The following is a 20,675-nucleotide window of genomic DNA, read 5'->3' as shown; positions in this document are numbered from 1 at the left end:
TGACCAAGAGGAACACTGCATGACCAAGGACGTGATCGCGCTCACCGAGCGCATGCCGGACCCGCTGAGCATCCTGGCGGGCCTGCTCGCGGGCGGCCCGGACCTGCGGGTCGACACCACCGGCGAGGGCGCCGTGGTCCAGCTGTGCGACGCCGAGGGCCGGCCGCTCGTGTCGATCGAGGTGCCGCTGCTGCTCCAGGTGCCGGGCGAGGCGGCCCGGCTGCTGGGGCCCGGCGCCGAGCCGTCCGGCGACGGCCCGGCGTGGTGGATCGAGGCCCGCGCCGCCGTCGGCGTCCCCCGGGCCGAGGAGCTCGCGGGTGCCTTCGCGGCCCGGATGACCATGCTTCTGGGCGGCCGGGTCTGGCCGCCGGACGCCCCCGGCACCGTCGGCGCGGCCCGCCCGGTCGACGTCTCGGGCGTCACCGCCGTACCGGTGCCCGCCGCCGCCCAGCCGGCCGTGGACATGCTCACCGACAAGGCCGCCGTCGTCCTCCAGGACCGCCCCGTCGTCCCCATGGCGAGCTGGCTCTCCGAGGTACTGCGGGCCACCGTGGAGAGCGACCGGTCCCTGCAGATAGTCACCCCGCCGCACTGCCGCCTCTCCCTCCCCACCCGCATGCTGCTGGAGTCCATGCCCTCGCGCTGGGTGGTGCAGGACGAGCGGTGCGGATACTACGACGGGCTGACCGGCGCGGTACTGACCTGGCAGGACGACGCCTTCTCCCCGGCCCGGGACGAGAGCGGCGAGACCCCGGTGGCGGACGCCTTCACGGAGGTCGGACCCACCGGCGAGCGTCAGCTCGTCGTCTCCTTCCGTGCCCTGCACCGCCCGACAGAGGACCTCGTGCTCGGCGGCGCGCTGGAAGCCGCCTGGCAGGCGCTGACCGGCGGCCCGCCGGCCGGCTGGGGGACGTCGGAGCCGGCCGGTCTCACCTGGTCGCGGCGGCAGCTGACCGACCTGGCGTACGAGCGCGCCCCCCGGTCCACCTGGACGGTCGTCGTCGGCGCCCCGGACCGGCCTGCCGTCGCAACCCTGCGCGTGATCCGCACCCCTGACGGTGTGGAAGAGGACGTCACGCTCACCGTCGGCTACGGCCCCGACGAGGAGCTTCCGCTGGGGGCACTGCCGGGGCTGGCCGAGGAGCTGGTGACCCGGTACGGGCTGAAGACGATGCTGTGCCAGCTGCGCGAGGCGCGCCGGGACCTGAGCGCCCCACCCCACTTCGAAAGCCCGCCGCTGCCGTACGCCTTCGTGCTGGGCCCCGAGGAGGTCCGGGAGGCGGGGCGCGACACCGCGAGCCGGACGCCGCTGAAGGAGCGACCGGTGCGGCTGGGCCCGAGCGCCCGGCCGGGCTTCTACTACCCGCTCGGCGACGGCGAGACCGCCGAGAGCTGGACCGCCCTCGAACGGCTCGTGCGTCACCTGCGCGGGGCGCCGCCCGGCTGACGTCCTTGAGCTCGAAGCCGACGGCCGCGGCGTGCAACGCTCCGTATTCCGCCCGTCACACCCCCGTCCTCCTCCGCCGGATCGGGGACAGCGCGACCGGGGTGAAGGACAGGGCCAGGATCGCGGCCCCCGTCCACAGGGTCGTGCGGAGCGTCGTCAGTTCCGCCAGGAGGCCCGAGGCGGCGGAGCCGAGGGCCAGGGCGCCCGTCAGGGTGAAGCGGAAAGTGGCGTTCATACGGCCCAGGAGCGGGTCCGGGGTCAGGTGCTGACGGAGGCTGACCCCGAGGACGTTGTCCGAGCCGATCTTCATCATGGCCAGCAGCCACCCGGCGCCCGCGAGCCAGAGCCACGGGCCGTGGTCGAGCAGCGGTACCAGCAGGGCCGCCGGGGTCAGGCTCAGCAGCAGGGCGCGGCCGTATCCCACGCGCGCGGCGAAGGGACGGGCCAGGCGGGCTCCCAGGAGCAGGCCCACGCCGCCCGCCGCCCAGAACAGGCCCAGCGCGGCCGGGGACAGGCCCAGTTCGCGAACGAAGAGCACGGGGAGCATGGTGCCCAGGACCGCGCTGCCCAGGTTGTTCAGGGTGGCGGCCAGCGCCAGCGCGCGCAGCTCGGGGTGGCCCAGTACGTGCCGCAGGCCCTCCCCGATCTGGGACCGCAGCGGGATACGGGCGGTCGCGGGCGGGGCCGGGGTCGGCCGGACCCGGGTGAGGCGGAGCGCCGAGGCGAGGTACGCGGCCGAGGCGCATGCCAGCGCGAAGGGGGCCGTCAGGGCGGCGATCAGCGCGCCGCCCACGCCGCGGCCGGCGATGTTGGCGGCGGCCATGAGGGTCACCATGGCCGCGTTCGCCCGGACCAGGCCGCCGCGGCCGACCAGTTGGGGCAGCACGCTCTGCGAGCCGACGTCCGAGAAGACGGTGGCGCAGCCGCCCAGCAGGACGACCGCGTAGAGCTGCGCCAGGGTCAGCACGTCGAGCCACCACGCGAGCGGCAGCGAGGCGAAGAGGACCGCGCGGGCGAGGTCCGCCGCGATCAGGACCCCGCGGGTGCGCAGCCGGTCGACCCAGGCGCCGGCCGGCAGTCCGATCAGGAGGAAGGCGAGCGTGGACAGCGCGGCGAGGGTGCCGACCTGGGCGGCGGTGGCGTCGAGGGCGGTGAGGGCGAGCAGGGGGACGGCCACGTAGCCGGTGTTGGTGCCGAGCTGGTTGAGGGTGGCGGCGCCGAAGAGGGTGCGGAAGTCCTGGTTGCGCCAGGGCGAGAGGGAGGGAGAGAGGGAGGAGGGAGAGGACGACGAGGAGGGCGGGGCAGAGGGAGAGGGGAGCGCGCCGGTGGCATCTCCGGGAGCCGGTGTCGGCATCGATGTCATGAACACAAACGGTGCCCGCAGGCGATCTCGCAGAACAAGTGAAATGTTCTCCATGATCACTTAAGAGGCGCTACGCCGGGTGTGACTTGCGGGGTCGTGGCCGGAACCGTGCGGAGGCATGGCAGGCTTGGGTCATGGCCGCTCAGATTTATCCCAGCATCCTGTCCGCAGACTTCGCACGGCTCGCCGACGAGGCGAAGGCCGTCGAGGGAGCCGACTGGCTGCATGTCGACGTCATGGACAACCACTTCGTCCCCAACCTCACCCTCGGTATGCCGATCGTGGAGTCCCTGAGCCGGGCCACCGACATCCCGTTGGACCTCCACCTGATGATCGAGAACCCGGACCGCTGGGCCCCGCAGTACGTGGAGGCCGGCGCGGGTTCGGTCACCTTCCACGCCGAGGCCGCGGCGGCGCCGGTGCGCCTGGCGCGGGAGATCCGGGCCAAGGGGGCGCGGGCGTCCATGGCGCTCAAGCCCGCGACGCCGATCGAGCAGTACGAGGACATCCTCCCCGAGCTCGACATGCTGCTGATCATGACGGTCGAGCCGGGCTTCGGCGGCCAGCCCTTTCTCGACATCATGCTGCCCAAGATCCGCCGTACCCGGGAGCTGATCGCCAAGCACGGTCTGGAGCTGTGGCTCCAGGTGGACGGCGGGGTCTCGGCCTCGACCATCGAACGCTGCGCCGAGGCCGGTGCCGACGTCTTCGTCGCAGGCAGCGCGGTATACGGCGCCGTCGATCCGGCGGCAGCCGTGAGCACGCTGCGTGAGCAGGCGGGCGCGGCGATCGCCGTCGCGCCGTGGGCTTGCGACCACTGAACCAAGGGTTGATGAACAGCTCGGTGAACGGGGGCTGTACAGGCTGATCAACGGCCGTCGGATCTGACAGGATGAACGGCGAGTCGAGAGTGTGAACACGACAGTGTGAACAGCAGTGAGGAGAACGCGGTGTCTGCAATGTCGGCGGGACGGTCAGCCCTGCGGATGGGACCCGCGGAGCTGGTGCAGGCGGCGGCCATGGCTCGCCGCTTCTACCTGGAGGGCAAGTCCAAGATCCAGATCGCCGAGGAGTTCGGCGTGAGCCGCTTCAAGGTGGCACGGGTCCTGGAGACCGCCCTCGAACGCGACCTCGTACGGATCGAGATCCGGGTACCGGCGGAACTGGACGCGGAGCGGTCGGACGCGCTCAGGGCCCGGTACGGGCTCAGGCACGCCGTCGTGGTGGAGTCGCCCGCCGACGCCACCGAGGACGCGCCGGATCCGGAGAACCTGGGCGCGGTCGCCGCCGATCTGCTGGGCGAGCTGGTCAACGAGGGCGACGTACTGGGCCTGGCGTGGGGGCGGTCCACCATTCACATGGCCGCCTCCCTGCACCGGCTGCCGCCCTGCACCGTGGTGCAGCTGACCGGTGTGTACGACGCCGGGACCGCCGAGCGCGGGTCCGTGGAGGCGGTGCGGCGGGCCGCGCAGGTGTCGGGCGGGGACGCGCACCCGATCTACGCGCCGATGCTGCTGCCCGACCCGGCGACCGCGGCCGCGCTGCGCAACCAGACGGGGATCGCGCGCGCTTTCGAGTACTTCGACAAGGTGACGGTCGCGGCCGTCTCCATCGGCTCCTGGGAGCCGGGCATCTCCACCGTCCACGACATGCTGACGGACGAGGAGCGGGAGCACTACGCCTCGCTGGGTGTGGCGGCCGAGATGTCCGCGCACCTCTTCGATTCCGAGGGGCGGCGGGTCGGCCGGGACCTCGGCGAGCGCTGCATCACCGTGGAGGCGGACCGGCTTCGGCGGATCCCCGAGGTCGTGGCCATCGCGGGCGGGCTGCGCAAGGCCTCCGCGATCGGCGCGGTGCTGCGGTCGGGTCTGGTGACCAGCCTGGTCACCGATACGGCGGTAGCCGACTACCTGCTCACCGAGTCGTCCCCGGGGCTGCGGCCGGCGCTGGAGCGGGCCGACCCCGACGACCTGTAGCCACCGCTGGGGCGGATGGTGCCGGAATTGAGATCCGAACGGCGGCCCGCGAGGCGGCCCGCTGGGCGCATACTGGTTTCAATGACAAAGTCAGCAGTACCTCGCCGCCATTTGCCGTCCAGCCCGTTCAAGGCCCCCGTGGAACAGCCCATCCGGCAGTTCAGCGTCGGCGACCGGGTTACTCACGACGAGCACGGCCTCGGCCGTGTCGTCGGAATCGAGGAGGGGATCGCTGTTCTAGTCGACTTCGGGTCGGTCCAGAAACGAATCCTGAGTCCCTACACCAAGATGGCCGCGCTCTGACGCCACCGGGCGATTCGCGGGCTAATCGGATATTTGGCACGATCGGCGCATGATCTTTCGGAACGTGCCCCGATCGTTGCTGCGTGTACTGGGGGCCGTCTTCCTGTGCGCCGCGCTGGTCGGTGCGGTGGGCTGTGGCGGGCAGAGTCCCGCGCCTGCCGCCGCCGGCGCCAGCACCGGCGCGCCGGCGTGGGCGAACGGGCTGGCGACCGTACGGGCCGCCGAGCTGCCCCGGCAGGCCCGGGACGTGCTCGCGCTCATCGACAAGGGCGGACCGTATCCCTACCGCCAGGACGGGACCGTCTTCGGGAACTTCGAGAAGGCCCTGCCCCGGCAGAAACGCGGCTACTACCACGAGTTCACCGTGAGGACACCGGGGGAGCAGGACCGCGGGGCCCGGCGGATCGTGACGGGTGAGGGTGGGGAGTTCTTCTACACGGACGACCACTACGAGACCTTCAAGGCGGTCCTCCGATGACCCTCGACCCGCAGCCGCTCGCCCCCGCCCTCGCCGCCGCCGAAGCCGCCGGCTGGACGACCGTGCGGCTGGACCTGGACGGCGTACGCGGCAAGGCCGGGCTGATGCGGCGGTGCGGGGACGCCCTGCGGCTGCCGGAGTGGTTCGGGGGGAACTGGGACGCGCTGGCGGACGCGCTGCGGGATCTGTCCTGGCTGCCGGACACCGCGGGGCGGCTCGTCGCCGTGACCTCGTGGCGGGGGTACGCCGCCGAGCGGCCGGACGACTGGGAGACCCTGCTGGAGATCCTGGAGGAGGCCGTGGATTTCTGGCGCGGGCAGGACGGCGCGCCGCCGCTCACGGTGCTGCTGGCCGAGCCGGGCGCCGGGCGGGGCTGAAGGGACCTGGGCGGGGGCTGAAGGGACCTGGGCGGGGCTGGAGGACCTGGGCTCCGCCCCAGACCCCGGCCTCGAAACGCCGGCGAGGCCGGGCCGGCCGGGGCGGAGCGGGTCAGTCCGTCGCGGTCTTCGGGACCCACGGAGGGGTCTGGCCCCAGGACCAGACCGGGATCTTGGCCGCGTCGACCGGGGGCGGGTTGGGGCCCGAGTAGATCAGGGCCATCCGGGTGCCCCACTCGATGTAGTAGACGAACACCGCGCGGAACTCCGGGTCCGTCGGGAGGCCGACCTCGTCGGCCGTGTCCATGAGCAGGTCCACCCAGCGGCGGCGCTGCTTCTCGGTGATCGCGCGGCCCAGGTGCTTGGTGGCCATGTGCTGGTGGCCGCCGTGGTGGGCGGAGTAGTCCGACGGGCCGCCGAAGACCTCCGACAGCCAGACCGCGACGTGCTGCGGGTGCTCCGAGTCCATGCCGGCGAAGACCGGGGCCAGGACCTCGTCCCGCAGGGCGTGGGCGTAGAAGGCGTCGGTGAGACGGTTCATCGCCTCCGCGCCGCCCATCCACTCGTAGATGGTGGGTGTCGTGCTCATGGTTACCCTGCGGCCTTTCCGGTGCCCGCGATGTCGGTCACCGTGTAGTGCTGCATCTCCTCGATCGCCGTCACGTACGGCCGGATCGCGCCGAAGAAGGCCGGGAAGTGCTCGCCCTTGCGGAAGCCGTTGAGATGCGCGTCGACCGAGGTCCAGCGGATGCGGAGGATGTAGCGCTCCTTCTCCTCCTCGCAGCGTGCCAGCTCGTAGTCGATGCACTCGGGCGACGCGGCCAGGGCCTCGGCCGCCCGGGTGTACGCGTCCTCGAAGGCCTGCTGGTCGTCCAATGCGATCCGGTAGCGGATGTATTCGACGGTGGTCGTCATGGTGCGTGCCTCTCCCTGGATGGTGGTCGTGGCCAGCCTTACGGGATCATGCGTGCCCGTGGGGGGATTCCGTCATTCGGACCCGGACTTCCTGGAGTCCGTCGGTTCCGGGGACTCGGCCACGTCCGGGCCCTGCGAACGGACCTGCTGGACCTTGTCGAGGGACTCGCGCAGTTCCGTCAGCCAGGTGTCGGTGTTGCGGCCCACCAGGCGGACGCACCAGGCGAGGGCGTCGGCCCGGCTGCGGGCCACGCCGCCGGCGACCAGGGTGTCGAGGACCTGGCGCTCGGACTGGCGCAGGCGGGTCATGACCGGGACGGCGAGGTGGGTGAAGAGCGTGGTCTCCTCGCCCACCCGCACGCCCCAGGCCACCTTGCGGCGGTAGAGCTCCTCGGCCTCACGGGCGACCTCGATGCGCTGTTCGCGGGTTCGTTCGCGGAACTCCTTGACGGACTCGGTCGCCGGCACGGTGCCGACGACCGTGATCTCCTCGCGGTCGGCCGTGACCGATACGAGGGACTCGTAGACGTCCACCGGCAGACGCTCGGCGAACCACACGCGGAGCTGTTCGCTCTGTTCGGCTGTAATCATGTAATCAACGTTGCGTCCGCTGGGGTCTTGATCGCAAGCGTTCCGGCGCCTGTTCGCTCTCAGCCCATCGAGCGGTAGCGGTGGATCAGGTTGACCGCCATCGCGCCCTCGCCCACGCCCGACGCGACCCGCTTCACCGAGTGGGCCCGTACGTCGCCCGCCGCGAACACGCCCGGGACACTGGTCTCCAGCGGGTAGGGGGCCCGTTCCAGACTCCACTCCGCCGGGAGCTCGCCACCGTTCGCGATCAGGTCCGAGCCGGTGAGGACGAAGCCGTACTCGTCCCGCTCGACGACCTCCGAGAGCCAGTCGGTGTGCGGGCGGGCGCCGATGAAGGTGAACATGAAGCGGGCCGGGACCTCCGTGTCCTCGCCCGTCTCCCCGTCGTGCAGGGTCAGCCGTTCGAGGTGCTCGTCGCCGTCCAGCCGGACCACCGTCGTACGGACCTTCACCTCGATGTTCGGGGTGCGGTCGATCTCGTCGATCAGGTAGCGGGACATGCTCGCGTCCAGCGAGGCCGCGCGGACCAGGATGGTCACGCGGGCGGCGTACTTGGCGAAGTGCACCGCGGCCTGGCCGGCCGAGTTGGCCCCGCCCACGATGAACACGTGCTGCGAGATGCACGCCGAGCTCTCGGTCGTGGCCGCGCCGTAGTAGAGACCGGCTCCCTCGAAGCGGTCCGCGCCGGGCGCGTCGAGGCGGTTGTACGAGACCCCCGTGGCCAGCAGGACCGTCTCGGCGGAGATCTCCGTGCCGTCGGCCAGGGTGAGGATCTTCGCCGGGTCGTCCCGGGTCAGCGAGACCACCTCCACCGGGTGCAGGATCTCGGCTCCGAACCGGGAGGCCTGGATGGTGGCGCGGCGGGTCAGGTCGCCGCCCGAGAGGCCCGAGGGGAAGCCGAGGTAGTTCTCGATCAGGCTGGAGGTGCCGGCCTGGCCGCCCGGGGCGCGGGAGTCCAGCATCAGCGTCGACAGGCCCTCGGAGGCCGCGTACACCCCGGCCGCCAGGCCCGCGGGCCCCGCGCCGACGATGACGCACTCGTAGTGGGGCCGGGAGGCGGTGGTCGCCAGGCCCAGGCGCTGGGCGAGCTCGGTGTCGGTGGGCGCGGAGAGCACCGATCCGTCCGGGAAGCGGACCAGCGGGAGCGCCGCGTCGGGCTGGGCGGCGATCAGGGTCAGCGCCTCGGGGTCCCGCTCCACGTTGAGGAAGCGGAACGGCTGGCCGTTGCGCGTGAAGAAGTCCCGCACGGCGTGGGTGCCGGGGGAGACCAGGTGGCCGGCGACGATGATTCCGTCGTACGCGGGCCGGTAGGTGGCCAGCCAGTCCGACAGCAGGTCGTCCAGGACCGGGAAGAGCCGCTCGTGCGGCGGGTCCCACGGCTTGAGCAGGTAGTAGTCCAGCCGGACCCGGTTGATGGCGGTGATCGCCGCGTCGGTCTCCGCGTACGCGGTCAGCAGCACGCGGCGGGCGTCCGGGAAGCGGCTGACCGCCTCCAGCAGGAACTCGACGCCGGTGACGTCGGGCATCCGCTGGTCCACGAGGAACAGCGCCGGGTCGTGGCCGCGCTCGTCGAGGGAGTCCAGGATCTTCAGGGCGTCGGCGGCCGAGGAGGCACCGAGCACCCGGTAGCGGTCGCCGTAGGCGCTGCGCAGGTCACGGCGGACGGCGCGGAGCACCTGGGGGTCGTCGTCCACGGCCAGGATGACCGGCTTCTTGTTCTCCACGTGCTCGCCGGCGGCCGTGACGGCCGCGCTCTCCGGGGCCGCGCTCACGCCATGTCCAGCATCAGCTTGTCGGCGTAGCACCACGCCCAGTCCTCGCCGGGCTCGTGCGAGGCCGCGATGGGGTGCTCGGTGGTGCGGTAGTGGCGGGTGGCGTGACGGTTCTTCGAGGAGTCGCAGCATCCGACGTGCCCGCAGCTGAGGCACATCCGCAGGTGCACCCAGCTGTCACCGGCGATGAGGCACTCCTCGCAGCCCTCGGTTCCGGGCTTCACCGGACGTATCCGATCGATGTGGGTGCACAACAGGTCCATCGTCATCGTCCCCGTCCCTCTTCTTCTCGACGGTCTCGTACTCCGCGCGCCCGTGATTCACGGCGCGTCCAGACGATAGGGCGCGGCCTTGGTAATGGTTCACCGATTCGGCCGAAGTCAGGTAGTCCTGAAGCTACTTCATGATGTCGGGAGACGACTTCCTGAGGTGCCCCCATGAGGTGGGCGGCTACCTCACGAAGTCGCACACCGGCGCTTTGACGAAGGCTCCGGGCGCGGCCAGTGTGGGGGACGCCAACGACAACAGGCGGCGCCTGGAGGAATACGTGAGCAGAAAGATTCTGGTCATTGTCTCCGAACACGGTTACTGGGCCGAAGAACTGATAGGGCCCGTATCGAAGTTCGATGAGCGGGGCTACGAGGTCATATTCGCCACGCCGACCGGAAAGCGTGCACACGCTCTTCCGCCGAGCCTCGACGCGAACTACATCGATCCTCCACTGGGACGCTCGGTCACCACCGAGGAGAACGCCCGGCTGGGCCGGGAGTTCGAGCAGTCGAACCGGCTGGACTCGCCGCTCGACATCGAGGCGTGGGTCCCGGAGCGCCCGTACACGAGCGACGAGGGCTATCTGCGGAAGCTGGAGCAGTACCACCGCGACCTGGACAAGCTCGACGCCGACATCGCCGGGTACGACGCGATCCTCATCGTCGGCGGCAGCGGCCCGATCGCCGACCTCGCCAACAACGAGCGCGTGCACGCCCTGATCCTGGCCTTCAAGAAGGCCGGCAAGGTCGTGGCCGCGGAGTGCTACGGGGTCGCCTGCCTGGCCTTCGCCCGGGACTGGAGCGACCGCCGGAGCATCATCTGGGGCAAGCACGTGACCGGCCACTGCAAGGAGTACGACTACAAGGACGGCACCGGATTCCTCGGTACCGACTTCAACATGGGGCCGCCGCCGTATCCGCTGGAGTACATCCTGCGCGACGCCACGGGCCCGCGCGGCGCGTACCACGGGAATTTCGGCAAGCCGGTCTCGGTCGTCGTCGACTTCCCGTTCGTGACCGGACGGTCCACCCCTGACTCGTACCTCACGGGACAGAAGATCGTGGAAGTCCTGGAGGACGGTCTCACCCGTTACGGCTGGTAATTCCGGCAACTCGTGGGAATGAGGGGGAGTTCGATGAACACCGGAGCCACTCCCGGACGGGAAAGGCTGATCGAGCAGTTCAAGGCCGACGGCCTGAATGTGATGTTCGGAAATCCTGGGACGGTGGAACAGGGATTCCTCGACGCGGTGGACGCGGCGGAGGACTTCCAGTACATCCTCGCCCTCCAGGAGACCGTGGCCGCCGGTATCGCCGACGGATACGCCCGGGCGACCGGCGGCGCGGCGCTCCTCCAGCTGCACTCGGGGGTGGGGCTGGGCAACGGCATCGGCATGCTCTACCAGTCGCTGCGCGGCCACACCCCGCTGGTCGTGGTCGCCGGTGACGCCGGGGTGCGCTACGACGCCATGGATGCGCAGATGGCGTCCGACCTGGTGGCGATGGCCAAGCCGGTGACGAAGTACGCGACCCGGGTCACCGACCGGCACTCCGTGCTCCGCACCATCCGGCGGGCCGTGAAGATCGCGCTCACCCCGCCCCGCGGGCCCGTGTTCGTGGCGCTGCCGATGGACGTGCTGGACGAGCTCAACTCCGAGCCCGTCCTGCCCGCCACGGTGCCGCTCACGGACGTGGCGCCCTCGCCGGCCTCGGTGGGGCGGGCGGCCGAGCTGCTCGCCTCCGCCGAGCGGCCGGTCGTCCTCATCGGGGACGGGGTCTCGCTCTCCGGGGCGCAGAACGAACTGGCGGCGGTCGCCGAGCTGCTGGGGGCCGACGTGTACGAGGTCGACTCCTCCGAGGTCAACATCGCCGCCTCGCACCCGCTGCGGCGGGGCCAGACGGGCCACATGTTCGGCCCGCACAGCAAGGACCTCGTGGGGGACGCCGACGGGGTGCTGATCGTCGGCACCTATGTCTTCCCGGAGGTGTTCCCCGAGCTGGAGAGCCCCTTCCGGGAGGGCGCGAAGGTCGTCCACATCGACCTCAACGCCTATGAGATCGCCAAGAACCACCCGGTGGACCTCGGCCTCGCCGCGGATCCCAAGCAGGCGCTGCGCGCCCTGGCCGGCGTACTGGAACACCGGCTGACCCCGCAGCGGCGGGCGGCCGCGGCAGCCCGGCTCGACGTACGGACCCGGGAACGGGTCCGCGACGGGCAGGCGCAGACGGACGACGGCACGCCGATGGCCGTCTTCCTGCGGACCCTGGCCGAGCGCACCGGCGGGGACCTGATCGTCTTCGACGAGGCGCTGACCACCTCCCCGCTGGTCACCAAGTACCTGCCGGCGGAGCGCCCGGGCGACTACCACCTCACCCGGGGCGGTTCGCTGGGCGTGGGCTTCCCGGGCGCGGTCGGCGCCAAGCTCGCCCGCCCGGACCGGCTCGTCGTCGGCTTCGCGGGCGACGGCGGGTCGATGTACACCTACCAGGCGCTGTGGACGGCGGCCCGGCACGGCATCGAGGCCAAGTTCGTGGTCTGCAACAACCACAAGTACCGGCTGCTGGACGACAACATCGCCCAGTACTGGCGGGAGCGGGACATCCCCGAGCACGGATTCCCCGGCTCCTTCGACCTCTCCCACCCCGAGATCGACTTCGCCGGGCTGGCGCGGTCGCTCGGCGCCGGCGGGACGCGGGTGGAGAAGCCGGACGAGGCGGCCGCCGCCGTGAGCCGGATGCTGGCCCACCCCGGTCCGTTCCTCGTCGACATCCAGATCTGACCAGAGCAGTCACGCAGCACACGGAACAGGAGGAGACCGCATGCCCGCCGAGCGGCAGTTGACCGAGGACGCGATCCGCAGTTTCGCCGAGGACTGGTACGTGGCGCTGGACAGGCACGTAGGGCTGGACGAGGTGCTCGCCCTGATCACCGAGGACCTGGAGTTCAAGGTCCCCGAGGACACCTTCCTCGGCCACCAGGGCTTCGGCCGCTGGTACGAGGCCGTCACCAACCGGTTCTTCGACGAGGTGCACACGGTCACGAAGGTGGAGCCCGTCATCGAGGGCGACCGGGCGATCGTCCGGGTGCTCGTCAACTGGCAGGCCAAGATCTGGGACCCGCCGGCGGCGCGCAGCCAGTGGCTCGGCTTCGACGCCGACCAGACCTGGACCGTGGTCGCCGGTCCCGACGGACCGCTGATCAAGCAGTACACCGTCAACGACCTGGCGCCGATGCCCGGTTCCGGCTCCCTCTGACGCCGGCGAAGGAGAAGCCACGATGACCGAAGTGACACGGGAGCGGGTGCAGGCGGCCTACGCCGCGCTGGGCTCCGGCGACCGGGCGCGCATCCTGGAGTACTACTCCGAGGACCTGCGCTGGCTGGTACCGGGCAACCACCCGCTCGCCGGCTGGTACGAGAGCCTGGACGCCTTCCTGGAGCTGATGGGGCAGACACACAAGCTCACGGGCGGCACCTTCCGGATGGACCTGGAAGCGGTGCTCGTCGGCGAGGACTGCTCCGCCGACGTGTGCCGCAACGTCGCCCTGCGGGACGGCGCGGCCGAGGACAGCCGGTCCCCGTACGAGCGGATGGACTACCCGGTCTTCCACTTCATGCGGTGGCGGGACGGCCGGATCGTCGAGGGTCGCGACGGGCTCTTCGGCGACACGGCGTCCGCCTTCAGCCAGTTCTGGGCGCCGTTCGCGCCGGACGGAACCCGCAGGGACCGATAGGGATGAGTGACGCCATGGAACCGCGAGAGATTCTCACGAAGTACTACGAGTACGCCAACGCGGGGGACTGGGACCGCTGGTGCGACCTGTTCGCCGACGACCAGGTCATGGACGAGCAGCTGGCCGGCCACATCGAGGGCCTCGAACTGCTGCGCTCGATGATGAAGGGCATGGGCACCATGTACCGGGTCTTCCGGAACGAGCCCGTGCACTTCCTCGTCGACGGGGAGAAGGCCGCGGCCGTCTCCCACCTGACCGCGGTCAGCGCCTCGGGAGAGTCCATCGAGGCCGAGGTCATGAACTTCTTCCGGATCACGGACGGGAAGATCGCCTACATGGCGAACTACCACGACACCGTCCCCTTCCAGGTCCTGAGCCAGGGCTGAGGGGGAGATCTCGTGGGTGTCTCCGAGACCGAAGAGTACGACTACGTCGTCGTGGGATCCGGCACCGCGGGCAGCGTGCTGGCGAGCCGCCTCTCCGAGGACCCGGACGTCACCGTCCTCGTCCTGGAGGCGGGCGGATCGCGGATCCCGCCCGAGGTGGACGACCCGTCCTCCTGGTACAAGCTGCTCGGCGGGCCCGTGGACTGGGGCTACACCAGCACCCCGCAGCCCGGCCTGGGCGGCCGCCGCACGTACGAACCGCGCGGCAAGGCCCCCGGCGGCAGCAGCAACCTCTACATCATGATGCACATCCGGGGCCACGCCTCGGACTTCGACAACTGGGCCTACCAGGGCGCGGCCGGCTGGGCGTACGAGGACGTGCTCCCGTACTTCGCCCTCCTGGAGGGCCAGGAGGACGCCACCGCCGCCACCACCGGCACCCGCGGCCCGCAGCGCATCACCAACGCCGGGCAGCACGGCCCGAACCCGGTCTCCCGCGCCTTCATCGACGCGGCCGTCGAGCTGGGGCACGAGGAGATCGCCGACTTCAACACCGACGGTCCCCGCCGCGGCCTCTTCGGCACCGGCTGGCACCACATCGACGTGGCCGACGGCCGCCGCCAGGGCACCCTCGCCGCGTACCTGGAGCCCGCGCTCGACCGCTCCAACCTGACGCTGCGCACCAGTGCGCAGAGCACCCGACTGCTGTTCGACGGGGACACCTGCACGGGCGTCGAGTACGTCCAGCTCCAGGCCCCCGCCGAGTTCCCGGGCCGCAGCGTCCGCGACAGCCACAGCGCCCCCGCCGAGCCCGGCCCGCACACCGTACGGGCCCGCCGGGAGGTGATCGTGGCCGCCGGGGCGATCGAATCCCCGAAGCTGCTGCTGCTCTCCGGCATCGGGCACCCGCACCAGCTGCGCGAACACGGCATCGAGGTCACCGCGGCCCTGCCCGGGGTCGGCGAGAACTTCCACAACCACGTCCTGACCGGTCTGATGGCCGAGGTCACCCAGGAGCTCCCGCCGCCGGCGCAGAACCTGTCGGAGAGCGCTCTGTTCCTGTCCTCCCGGCCGGGACTGCCCGCGCCGGACCTGCAGATCGCCTTCGTCCACGTGCCCTTCGACGTGATCGTCGGCCAGGACCACCCGAACACGGTGTCCATCCTGCCCGGTGTCGTACGGCCCGTCTCACGCGGCTGGATCAAGCTCGCCAGCGCCGACCCGCTGGCCCACCCGCTGATCAACCCGAACTACCTGGGCGACCGGTGGGACCTGGAGCGGATGGTGCAGGGCATCAAGATCGCCCGGGAGATCTTCGCGACCTCCGCCTTCTCGCCCTGGTACAAGCAGGAGCTGCAGCCCGGGCCGGGCACCGTGACCGACGACGACCTGCGCACCTTCGCGAAGCAGAAGTCGGAGAGCTACCACCACCAGGCCGGCTCCTGCCGGATGGGCATCGACGACCTCTCCGTCGTCGACCCCGAGCTGCGGGTGCACGGCGTACGGAACCTGCGCGTCGTCGACGCGAGCGTGATGCCCGCGGTCCCGTCGGGCAACTGCCACACCGCCATCGCGATGATCGCCGAGCGCGCGGCGGACTTCCTGAAGGGGGTGTCCCGTGCCTGATGCCGTACTGCGCGAGGGCGCGCTGAGCGGGACCCGCATCGCGGTCCTGGTCGAGAGCGACTTCTACGAGCCGGAGATCTTCTACTACCAGCACCGGTTCGCGGAGGAGGGCGCCGAGGTCGACTTCCTGACCCGGCTGTGGGGCAACGACTCCATCACCTTCTCCGGCCACGAGTACCGGGCGCCCTTCACCGCCAGCCAGTCCCTGGAGGGGCTGAGCGATGAGGACCTGCGCCGCTACTCGGCGATCATCGTGCCCTCGGGCATGGTGGCCGACCGGCTGCGCTACACCGAGGACGTGGACCGGCTGGCCCCGGCGACGGAGCTGCTGCGCCGGGCCTTCGAGGAGCCGACGGTCCTGAAGGGCATCATCTGCCACGGCATGTGGCTGGCCTCCTCGATCCCCGGCAAGATCCGCGGCCGCAAGGTGGTCTGCCACAACAACCTCATAGGTGACGTCCGCAACATGGGCGGAGAGTACGTCGACGAGGACGTCGTCGTCGACGGGGACCTGGTCACCGGCCGCACCGGCGCCCACCACCACCTCTTCGCCCGCCGGATCATCGAGCTGATCGCGGCCGGGCGGGGCCGGGGGCAGGGCTGATGGCCGGGCTGGTCTGGTCGCACGTGGGCCTGAACTGCACGGACCAGAAGACCACCGAGGAGTTCTACACCCGGTACTTCGGCTTCACCCGGGCCCGGGTGGTCGACCTGGGGGAGGCCCAGATCGTGTTCCTGCGCAAGGGGGACGCGTACCTGGAGCTCTTCGCGGCCGGCGCCGAACCGGCCCGCCCGGGGCTGGGGGTCCCCCCGGCGGCAGCCGGGGGAGACGGGCCGCAGGCCCCGGGGCGGATGCGCCACCTGGCCTTCCAGACCGACAGCGTGGACGCGTTCCTGGCCGAGCTGGGCGACGCGGCCGAAGTGACCCTGGGGCCGCTGGACTTCGACGACTTCATCTGCGGCTGGCGGACCGTGTGGATCCGCGACCCCGACGGAGTGATCGTCGAAGTCAGCCAGGGATACGAGGACGACCGCACTCACGACCGTACTCACGAGGGCTCTCACGACAAGGACGGTGCATGACATGGCGGATGCCGTGAGCTTCTCCTTCTCCGACACCATCGCCGGATACGTCACCCGCTTCGACTCCGGCTCGCGCGTGCTGGGTCTGAAGACCTCCGACGGGCGTGCGTTCGACGTCTCGCTCGCCGGTGACCCCAGCGCCGAGCTGGTACGCAACCTGGACGAGCCCTACATCGACGCCTCCGGGCACATCGACGAGATGCTCTCGCCCGGCCGGTTCCTCTTCGTCTACGGAATCCACTACCCGGAGCACGGCGGGCGCTTCGACGCCAAGCGCCTGGTCTTCCTGGGCCGCGGCGCCGAGGACTACCGCTTCGAGGAACCCAGCTGGTGGATCAAGCAGATCGAGTCGCTGGCCGACTTCTACAAGCGGGCGCAGTTCGGCGACGGGCCGGTGGACTTCACCGAGTACCGCACCGAGATCCGGCTCGGCGGTGACAAGACCGCGAGCCACGTCCAGGAGACCGACACGATCTCCCGCCTGGTCTACGGCATGGCCTCGGCCTACCTGCTGACCGGCAAGGACGAGTACCTGGAGGTCGCCGAGCGCGGCACCGAGTACCTGCGCAAGCACATGCGGGTCGTGGACAGCGAGGAGGACGTGGTCTTCTGGTACCACGGCATCAGCGTCGACGGGGACAGCGAGCGCAAGCTGTTCACCTCGGAGTTCTCCGACGACTACGACGCGATCCCGATGTACGAGCAGATCTACGCGCTGGCCGGCCCCATCCAGACGTACCGCGTCACCGGTGACATCCGCATCAAGAACGACGCGGACGCCACCATCCGGCTGTTCGACAAGTTCTTCTTCGACCCGGAGCAGGGCGGCTACTACTCGCACATCGACCCGATCCTCTTCAGCGCCGACCACGAGTCCCTCGGTGAGAACGCCGAGCGCAAGAACTGGAACTCGGTCGGCGACCACGCGCCCGCGTACCTGATCAACCTGTACCTGGCGACCGGCGACCAGAAGTACGCCGACTTCCTCGAGTACACCTTCGACACCATCGCGGACAAGTTCCCGGACTACAAGAACAGCCCCTTCGTCCAGGAGCGCTTCAACCGCGACTGGTCGCACGACAAGGCGCACAGCTGGCAGCAGGACCGCGCCGTCGTCGGCCACAACCTGAAGATCGCCTGGAACCTGATGCGGATGAACTCGCTGAAGGCCAAGCCGGCGTACGAGGAGCTCGCCAAGAAGATCGGCGAGATCATGCCGGCGGTCGGCAGCGACGTGCAGCGCGGCGGCTGGTACGACGTCGTCGAGCGGGTCAAGTCCGGTGACCAGGAGACGTATCGTTTCGCCTGGCACGACCGCAAGGCCTGGTGGCAGCAGGAGCAGGCGATCCTCGCCTACCTCATCCTGAACGGCACGGTCGGCGGCGAGGCGAACCTGCGCGAGGCCCGGCAGGCGCAGGCGTTCTACAACACCTTCTTCCTCGACCACGACGAGGGCGCCGTCTACTTCAACGTGCTCGCCAGCGGTACGCCGTACCTGCTCGGCACCGAGCGGCTCAAGGGCAGCCACTCGATGTCCATGTACCACTCGGCGGAGCTCTGCTACCTCTCCGCCGTCTACAACAACCTCCTGATCAACGGCCGGGAGATGGACTTCCACTTCCAGCCCGACCCGACCAACCTGCCCGACCGTGTCCTGCGCGTCTCGCCCGACCTGCTCCCGGCCGGCTCGGTGCGGATCGCGTCCGTCGAGATCGACGAGAAGCCGTACACGGACTTCGACGCCGAAGCCCTCACCGTACGGCTGCCCGATGTCCAGGGGCGGGTGAAGGTCAAGGTCCGGCTGCGTCCAGTGGCCAAGAAGTAGCGCTCAACGGGGGGCGCCCCAACCAGAGGGGAATGCAATGACTCTCAACGTCAAGGAACGCCGGAACAAGACGGGCACCGTGCTCGTCGCCACCGGTGAGATCAACAGCGAGACATCCGGAGCGCTGCTCCAGGCCCTGCTGCCGCTGGTCCGTGAGGGCAAGCCGCTGAAGATCGACCTCACGGCGGTCACCTACGTCTCCAGCGCGGGCCTGCGCACCCTGCTCGTCGTCTACCGCGAGGCGCAGCACGCCGGCGTCGCCGTCACCCTCTACGGGGTGAGCGAGGAAGTCCGGTTCGTCATGTCGGCCACCGGGTTCCTCGACTTCTTCGAGACCGGCGAGGCCGCCGCCGCGGCCGCCAAGGCCAAGGCCAGGGCCGCGCGATGAGCGAGGCCCAGTCCGAGCAGGTCCTGCGCGTCGACGCGTACCCGACCCACGAGGTGGGCGGGTACCGCGTCCGCGCCGGCAAACCGTTCCCCTTCGGGGCCAACGTGGTCCCCGGCGGGGTCAGCTTCTCCGTCTTCTCCGACCAGGCCACCTCCATGACCCTGGTCATCTACAAGCGCGGAGAGCCCGAGCCGATGGCCGAGCTGGAGTTCCCTGAGGAATTCCGCACCGGCAGCGTCTTCGCCATGACGGTCTTCGGCCTCGACCACGAGAACATCGAGTACGGGTACCGGGCCGACGGCCCGTACGACCCGGTCACCGGCCACCGCTTCGACGCCCGGCAGGTGCTCTCCGATCCGTACGCCCGGCTGATCGCCGGCCGCGACGTGTGGGGCGTGGAGCCGGACCGCAGCCGCGGCTACCAGTACCGCTCCCGGGTCTGCCTCCAGGACTTCGACTGGGGCGACGACACCCCGCTGGGCATCCCCGCCGAGGACCTCGTCGTCTACGAGACCCACGTGCGCGGCTTCACCCGGCACCCCTCCTCGGGCGTCACCGCCCCCGGCACCTTCGCGGGGCTGCGCGAGAAGATCCCGTACCTCAAGGACCTCGGGGTGAACTGCATCGAGCTGCTCCCCGTGTTCGAGTTCGACGAGAGCGACAACCCGCGCTCCAACCCGGAGACCGGCGAGAAGCTCTTCGACTACTGGGGCTACAACACCGTCTCGTTCTTCGCGCCGAAGGCCGGCTACGCGGCCACCGGACGGTACGGGATGCAGGGTGACGAGTTCCGCACCCTGATCAAGGACCTGCACGCCGCCGGCATCGAGGTCATCCTCGACGTCGTCTTCAACCACACCGCCGAGGGCAACGAGCACGGGCCGACGATCTCCTTCAAGGGGCTCGACAACGCCACGTACTACATGCTCACGCCCGAGGGGTACTACTTCAACTTCAGCGGCACGGGCAACACGGTCAACTGCAACCACCCCGTCGTGCGCAACTACGTGCTCGACTGCCTGCGCCACTGGGTCGCCGACTACCACATCGACGGCTTCCGCTTCGACCTCGCGGCCATCCTCGGCCGGGCCCTGGACGGCACCCCGCTGCCCAACCCGCCGCTGCTGGAACTGCTCGCCTTCGACCCCGTCCTGCGGCACACCAAGCTCATCGCCGAGGCCTGGGACGCGGGCGGCCTCTACGAGGTCGGCAACTTCCCGGCGTACGGCCGCTGGGCGGAGTGGAACGGCAAGTACCGGGACACCGTGCGCAGCTTCCTCAAGGGCGACCCCGGGGTGACCGGCGAACTGGCCACCCGCATCGCCGGCTCGCCGGACCTCTACTCCAGCCGCGGGACCTCGGCGTCCGTCAACTTCCTGACGGCGCACGACGGTTTCACCCTCGCCGACCTGGTCTCCTACAACGACAAGCACAACGAGGCCAACGGCGAGAACAACAACGACGGCGGCAACGACAACGCCAGCTGGAACTGCGGCGCCGAGGGGCCGACCGACGACCCCGAGGTCAACGCGCTGCGGCTGCGCCAGATGAAGAACGCCCTCGCGATCCTCTTCACCAGCCAGGGCATCCCGATGTTGCTGGCCGGGGACGAGGTCGCACGCACCCAGCAGGGCAACAACAACACGTACTGCCAGGACAACGAGCTCTCGTGGTTCGACTGGGACCAGGTCGACGACAACGCCGAACTGCTCCGGTTCACACGGGAGATGATCGAGTTCCGCAAGCACCACCGCGAGCTGCGCTCCACCGTCCACCCCACCGGACAGGTCCGCGAGAACCTGGGCCTGCCGGACATCAGCTGGCACGGGGAGCGGGCCTGGCAGCCCGACTGGTCGGCCGAGAGCCGGCTGCTCGCGGTGGCCCGCTGCGGCGCCGGTGACGACGACGTGGTGTACGTGGCCATGAACTCGCACTGGGAGTCGCACGACCTGGAACTGCCCGCACTGCCCGGCGGGCGGAGCTGGCACCTCTTCGCCGACACGGGGGCCGAGGCGCCGTACGACATCCGCACCCCGGGTACCGAGCAGGAACTGGACAACGCCGGGAAGTACCTGATCGGCCCGCGGTCGGTCGTGATCCTGGTGGGCCGTACCAATGATCCCGAGATGCTGTGACCGAAGGA

The 20,675-nt window shown here is 70.3% G+C and carries 23 protein-coding genes; 17 read left to right on the top strand and 6 right to left on the bottom strand.

Annotated elements, in window-relative coordinates; translation table 11 throughout:
• Positions 1 to 19: 19 nt before the first annotated feature.
• Positions 20 to 1,447 carry a DUF6177 family protein gene (locus tag ACFYOB_RS34510; RefSeq protein ID WP_388567034.1) on the top strand — a complete coding sequence of 476 codons (1,428 nt, stop codon included), beginning with the start codon at positions 20 to 22 and terminating at the stop codon, positions 1,445 to 1,447.
• A gap of 55 nt (positions 1,448 to 1,502) precedes the next feature.
• On the opposite strand, the gene ACFYOB_RS34505 is transcribed toward ACFYOB_RS34510, so the two are convergent.
• Positions 1,503 to 2,810, bottom strand: a complete 1,308-nt coding sequence (locus ACFYOB_RS34505; RefSeq protein ID WP_388567031.1) for an MFS transporter — start codon at positions 2,808 to 2,810, stop codon at positions 1,503 to 1,505.
• 134 nt (positions 2,811 to 2,944) lie between these two features.
• On the opposite strand from ACFYOB_RS34505, the gene rpe reads away from it, so the two are divergent.
• The 5 genes from rpe (at position 2,945) to ACFYOB_RS34480 (ending at position 5,944) form a co-directional block, all read left to right on the top strand.
• A complete protein-coding gene (gene rpe / locus ACFYOB_RS34500) occupies positions 2,945 to 3,631 on the top strand; it encodes a ribulose-phosphate 3-epimerase (protein WP_388567028.1) in 687 nt (228 codons plus the stop codon).
• A 138-nt stretch (positions 3,632 to 3,769) separates the two neighbouring features.
• Positions 3,770 to 4,786 (top strand): sugar-binding transcriptional regulator, encoded by a 1,017-nt coding sequence (locus ACFYOB_RS34495; RefSeq protein ID WP_388567098.1) that lies wholly within the window; start codon positions 3,770 to 3,772, stop codon positions 4,784 to 4,786.
• Between the two features lie 81 nt (positions 4,787 to 4,867).
• Positions 4,868 to 5,089, top strand: coding sequence for a CarD family transcriptional regulator (locus ACFYOB_RS34490; protein WP_189740325.1), 222 nt, complete (start codon positions 4,868 to 4,870; stop codon positions 5,087 to 5,089).
• Between the two features lie 49 nt (positions 5,090 to 5,138).
• On the top strand, positions 5,139 to 5,567 hold the full coding sequence (locus tag ACFYOB_RS34485; protein WP_388567024.1) for a ribonuclease domain-containing protein: 429 nt from the start codon (positions 5,139 to 5,141) through the stop codon (positions 5,565 to 5,567).
• Positions 5,564 to 5,944 carry a barstar family protein gene (locus ACFYOB_RS34480; RefSeq protein WP_388567022.1) on the top strand — a complete coding sequence of 127 codons (381 nt, stop codon included), beginning with the start codon at positions 5,564 to 5,566 and terminating at the stop codon, positions 5,942 to 5,944. The genes ACFYOB_RS34485 and ACFYOB_RS34480 overlap by 4 nt, the downstream gene beginning before the upstream one ends.
• A gap of 112 nt (positions 5,945 to 6,056) precedes the next feature.
• Here ACFYOB_RS34480 and ACFYOB_RS34475 read toward each other — a convergent pair whose 3' ends face one another.
• The 5 genes from ACFYOB_RS34475 to ACFYOB_RS34455 all read right to left on the bottom strand — a co-directional run bounded on the left by ACFYOB_RS34475 (position 6,057) and on the right by ACFYOB_RS34455 (position 9,491).
• Positions 6,057 to 6,533: a group II truncated hemoglobin gene (locus tag ACFYOB_RS34475; RefSeq protein ID WP_388567020.1), complete on the bottom strand. Its 477-nt coding sequence runs from the start codon at positions 6,531 to 6,533 to the stop codon at positions 6,057 to 6,059.
• Between the two features lie 2 nt (positions 6,534 to 6,535).
• Positions 6,536 to 6,859, bottom strand: coding sequence for a putative quinol monooxygenase (locus tag ACFYOB_RS34470; protein WP_388567017.1), 324 nt, complete (start codon positions 6,857 to 6,859; stop codon positions 6,536 to 6,538).
• 72 nt (positions 6,860 to 6,931) lie between these two features.
• The gene (locus ACFYOB_RS34465; RefSeq protein ID WP_388567014.1) at positions 6,932 to 7,450 is read right to left on the bottom strand and encodes a hypothetical protein; all 519 of its coding nucleotides are present in this window, start codon (positions 7,448 to 7,450) and stop codon (positions 6,932 to 6,934) included.
• A 59-nt stretch (positions 7,451 to 7,509) separates the two neighbouring features.
• Positions 7,510 to 9,222, bottom strand: a complete 1,713-nt coding sequence (locus ACFYOB_RS34460; RefSeq protein WP_388567011.1) for an FAD-dependent oxidoreductase — start codon at positions 9,220 to 9,222, stop codon at positions 7,510 to 7,512.
• Positions 9,219 to 9,491, bottom strand: coding sequence for a UBP-type zinc finger domain-containing protein (locus ACFYOB_RS34455; RefSeq protein ID WP_388567009.1), 273 nt, complete (start codon positions 9,489 to 9,491; stop codon positions 9,219 to 9,221). The genes ACFYOB_RS34460 and ACFYOB_RS34455 overlap by 4 nt, the downstream gene beginning before the upstream one ends.
• Before the next feature lie 278 nt (positions 9,492 to 9,769).
• Here ACFYOB_RS34455 and ACFYOB_RS34450 point away from each other — a divergent pair, with 278 nt between their 5' ends.
• Genes ACFYOB_RS34450 through glgX form a run of 11 tightly spaced genes read left to right on the top strand, consistent with a single transcriptional unit; the run spans position 9,770 to position 20,667 of the window.
• Complete coding sequence (locus tag ACFYOB_RS34450) at positions 9,770 to 10,594, top strand: type 1 glutamine amidotransferase domain-containing protein (RefSeq protein ID WP_388567006.1); 825 nt, start codon at positions 9,770 to 9,772, stop codon at positions 10,592 to 10,594.
• Positions 10,595 to 10,627: 33 nt separating this feature from the next.
• Positions 10,628 to 12,271 carry a thiamine pyrophosphate-binding protein gene (locus tag ACFYOB_RS34445; RefSeq protein ID WP_388567003.1) on the top strand — a complete coding sequence of 548 codons (1,644 nt, stop codon included), beginning with the start codon at positions 10,628 to 10,630 and terminating at the stop codon, positions 12,269 to 12,271.
• 40 nt (positions 12,272 to 12,311) lie between these two features.
• The gene (locus ACFYOB_RS34440) at positions 12,312 to 12,746 is read left to right on the top strand and encodes a nuclear transport factor 2 family protein (protein ID WP_328924681.1); all 435 of its coding nucleotides are present in this window, start codon (positions 12,312 to 12,314) and stop codon (positions 12,744 to 12,746) included.
• A 22-nt stretch (positions 12,747 to 12,768) separates the two neighbouring features.
• Entirely contained in the window at positions 12,769 to 13,224 is a 456-nt protein-coding gene (locus ACFYOB_RS34435; protein WP_388566999.1) for a nuclear transport factor 2 family protein, read from the top strand.
• A gap of 14 nt (positions 13,225 to 13,238) precedes the next feature.
• The gene (locus ACFYOB_RS34430) at positions 13,239 to 13,610 is read left to right on the top strand and encodes a nuclear transport factor 2 family protein (protein WP_388566997.1); all 372 of its coding nucleotides are present in this window, start codon (positions 13,239 to 13,241) and stop codon (positions 13,608 to 13,610) included.
• A 12-nt stretch (positions 13,611 to 13,622) separates the two neighbouring features.
• A complete protein-coding gene (locus ACFYOB_RS34425) occupies positions 13,623 to 15,236 on the top strand; it encodes a GMC family oxidoreductase (RefSeq protein ID WP_388566994.1) in 1,614 nt (537 codons plus the stop codon).
• On the top strand, positions 15,229 to 15,840 hold the full coding sequence (locus tag ACFYOB_RS34420) for a DJ-1/PfpI family protein (protein ID WP_388566992.1): 612 nt from the start codon (positions 15,229 to 15,231) through the stop codon (positions 15,838 to 15,840). The genes ACFYOB_RS34425 and ACFYOB_RS34420 overlap by 8 nt, the downstream gene beginning before the upstream one ends.
• Positions 15,840 to 16,319 (top strand): VOC family protein, encoded by a 480-nt coding sequence (locus tag ACFYOB_RS34415; RefSeq protein ID WP_388566990.1) that lies wholly within the window; start codon positions 15,840 to 15,842, stop codon positions 16,317 to 16,319. Before ACFYOB_RS34420 ends, ACFYOB_RS34415 begins: the two co-directional genes overlap by 1 nt.
• A gap of 1 nt (position 16,320) precedes the next feature.
• Positions 16,321 to 18,144, top strand: coding sequence for an AGE family epimerase/isomerase (locus ACFYOB_RS34410; RefSeq protein WP_388566988.1), 1,824 nt, complete (start codon positions 16,321 to 16,323; stop codon positions 18,142 to 18,144).
• 37 nt (positions 18,145 to 18,181) lie between these two features.
• The gene (locus ACFYOB_RS34405) at positions 18,182 to 18,532 is read left to right on the top strand and encodes an STAS domain-containing protein (RefSeq protein WP_388566986.1); all 351 of its coding nucleotides are present in this window, start codon (positions 18,182 to 18,184) and stop codon (positions 18,530 to 18,532) included.
• Complete coding sequence (glgX, locus tag ACFYOB_RS34400) at positions 18,529 to 20,667, top strand: glycogen debranching protein GlgX (RefSeq protein WP_388566984.1); 2,139 nt, start codon at positions 18,529 to 18,531, stop codon at positions 20,665 to 20,667. Before ACFYOB_RS34405 ends, glgX begins: the two co-directional genes overlap by 4 nt.
• Positions 20,668 to 20,675: the final 8 nt, after the last annotated feature.

The sequence above is a fragment of the Streptomyces sp. NPDC006463 genome (assembly GCF_042870715.1).
Classification (GTDB): Bacteria; Actinomycetota; Actinomycetes; order Streptomycetales; family Streptomycetaceae; genus Streptomyces.
This window is presented reverse-complemented; position numbering and strand designations above follow the sequence as displayed.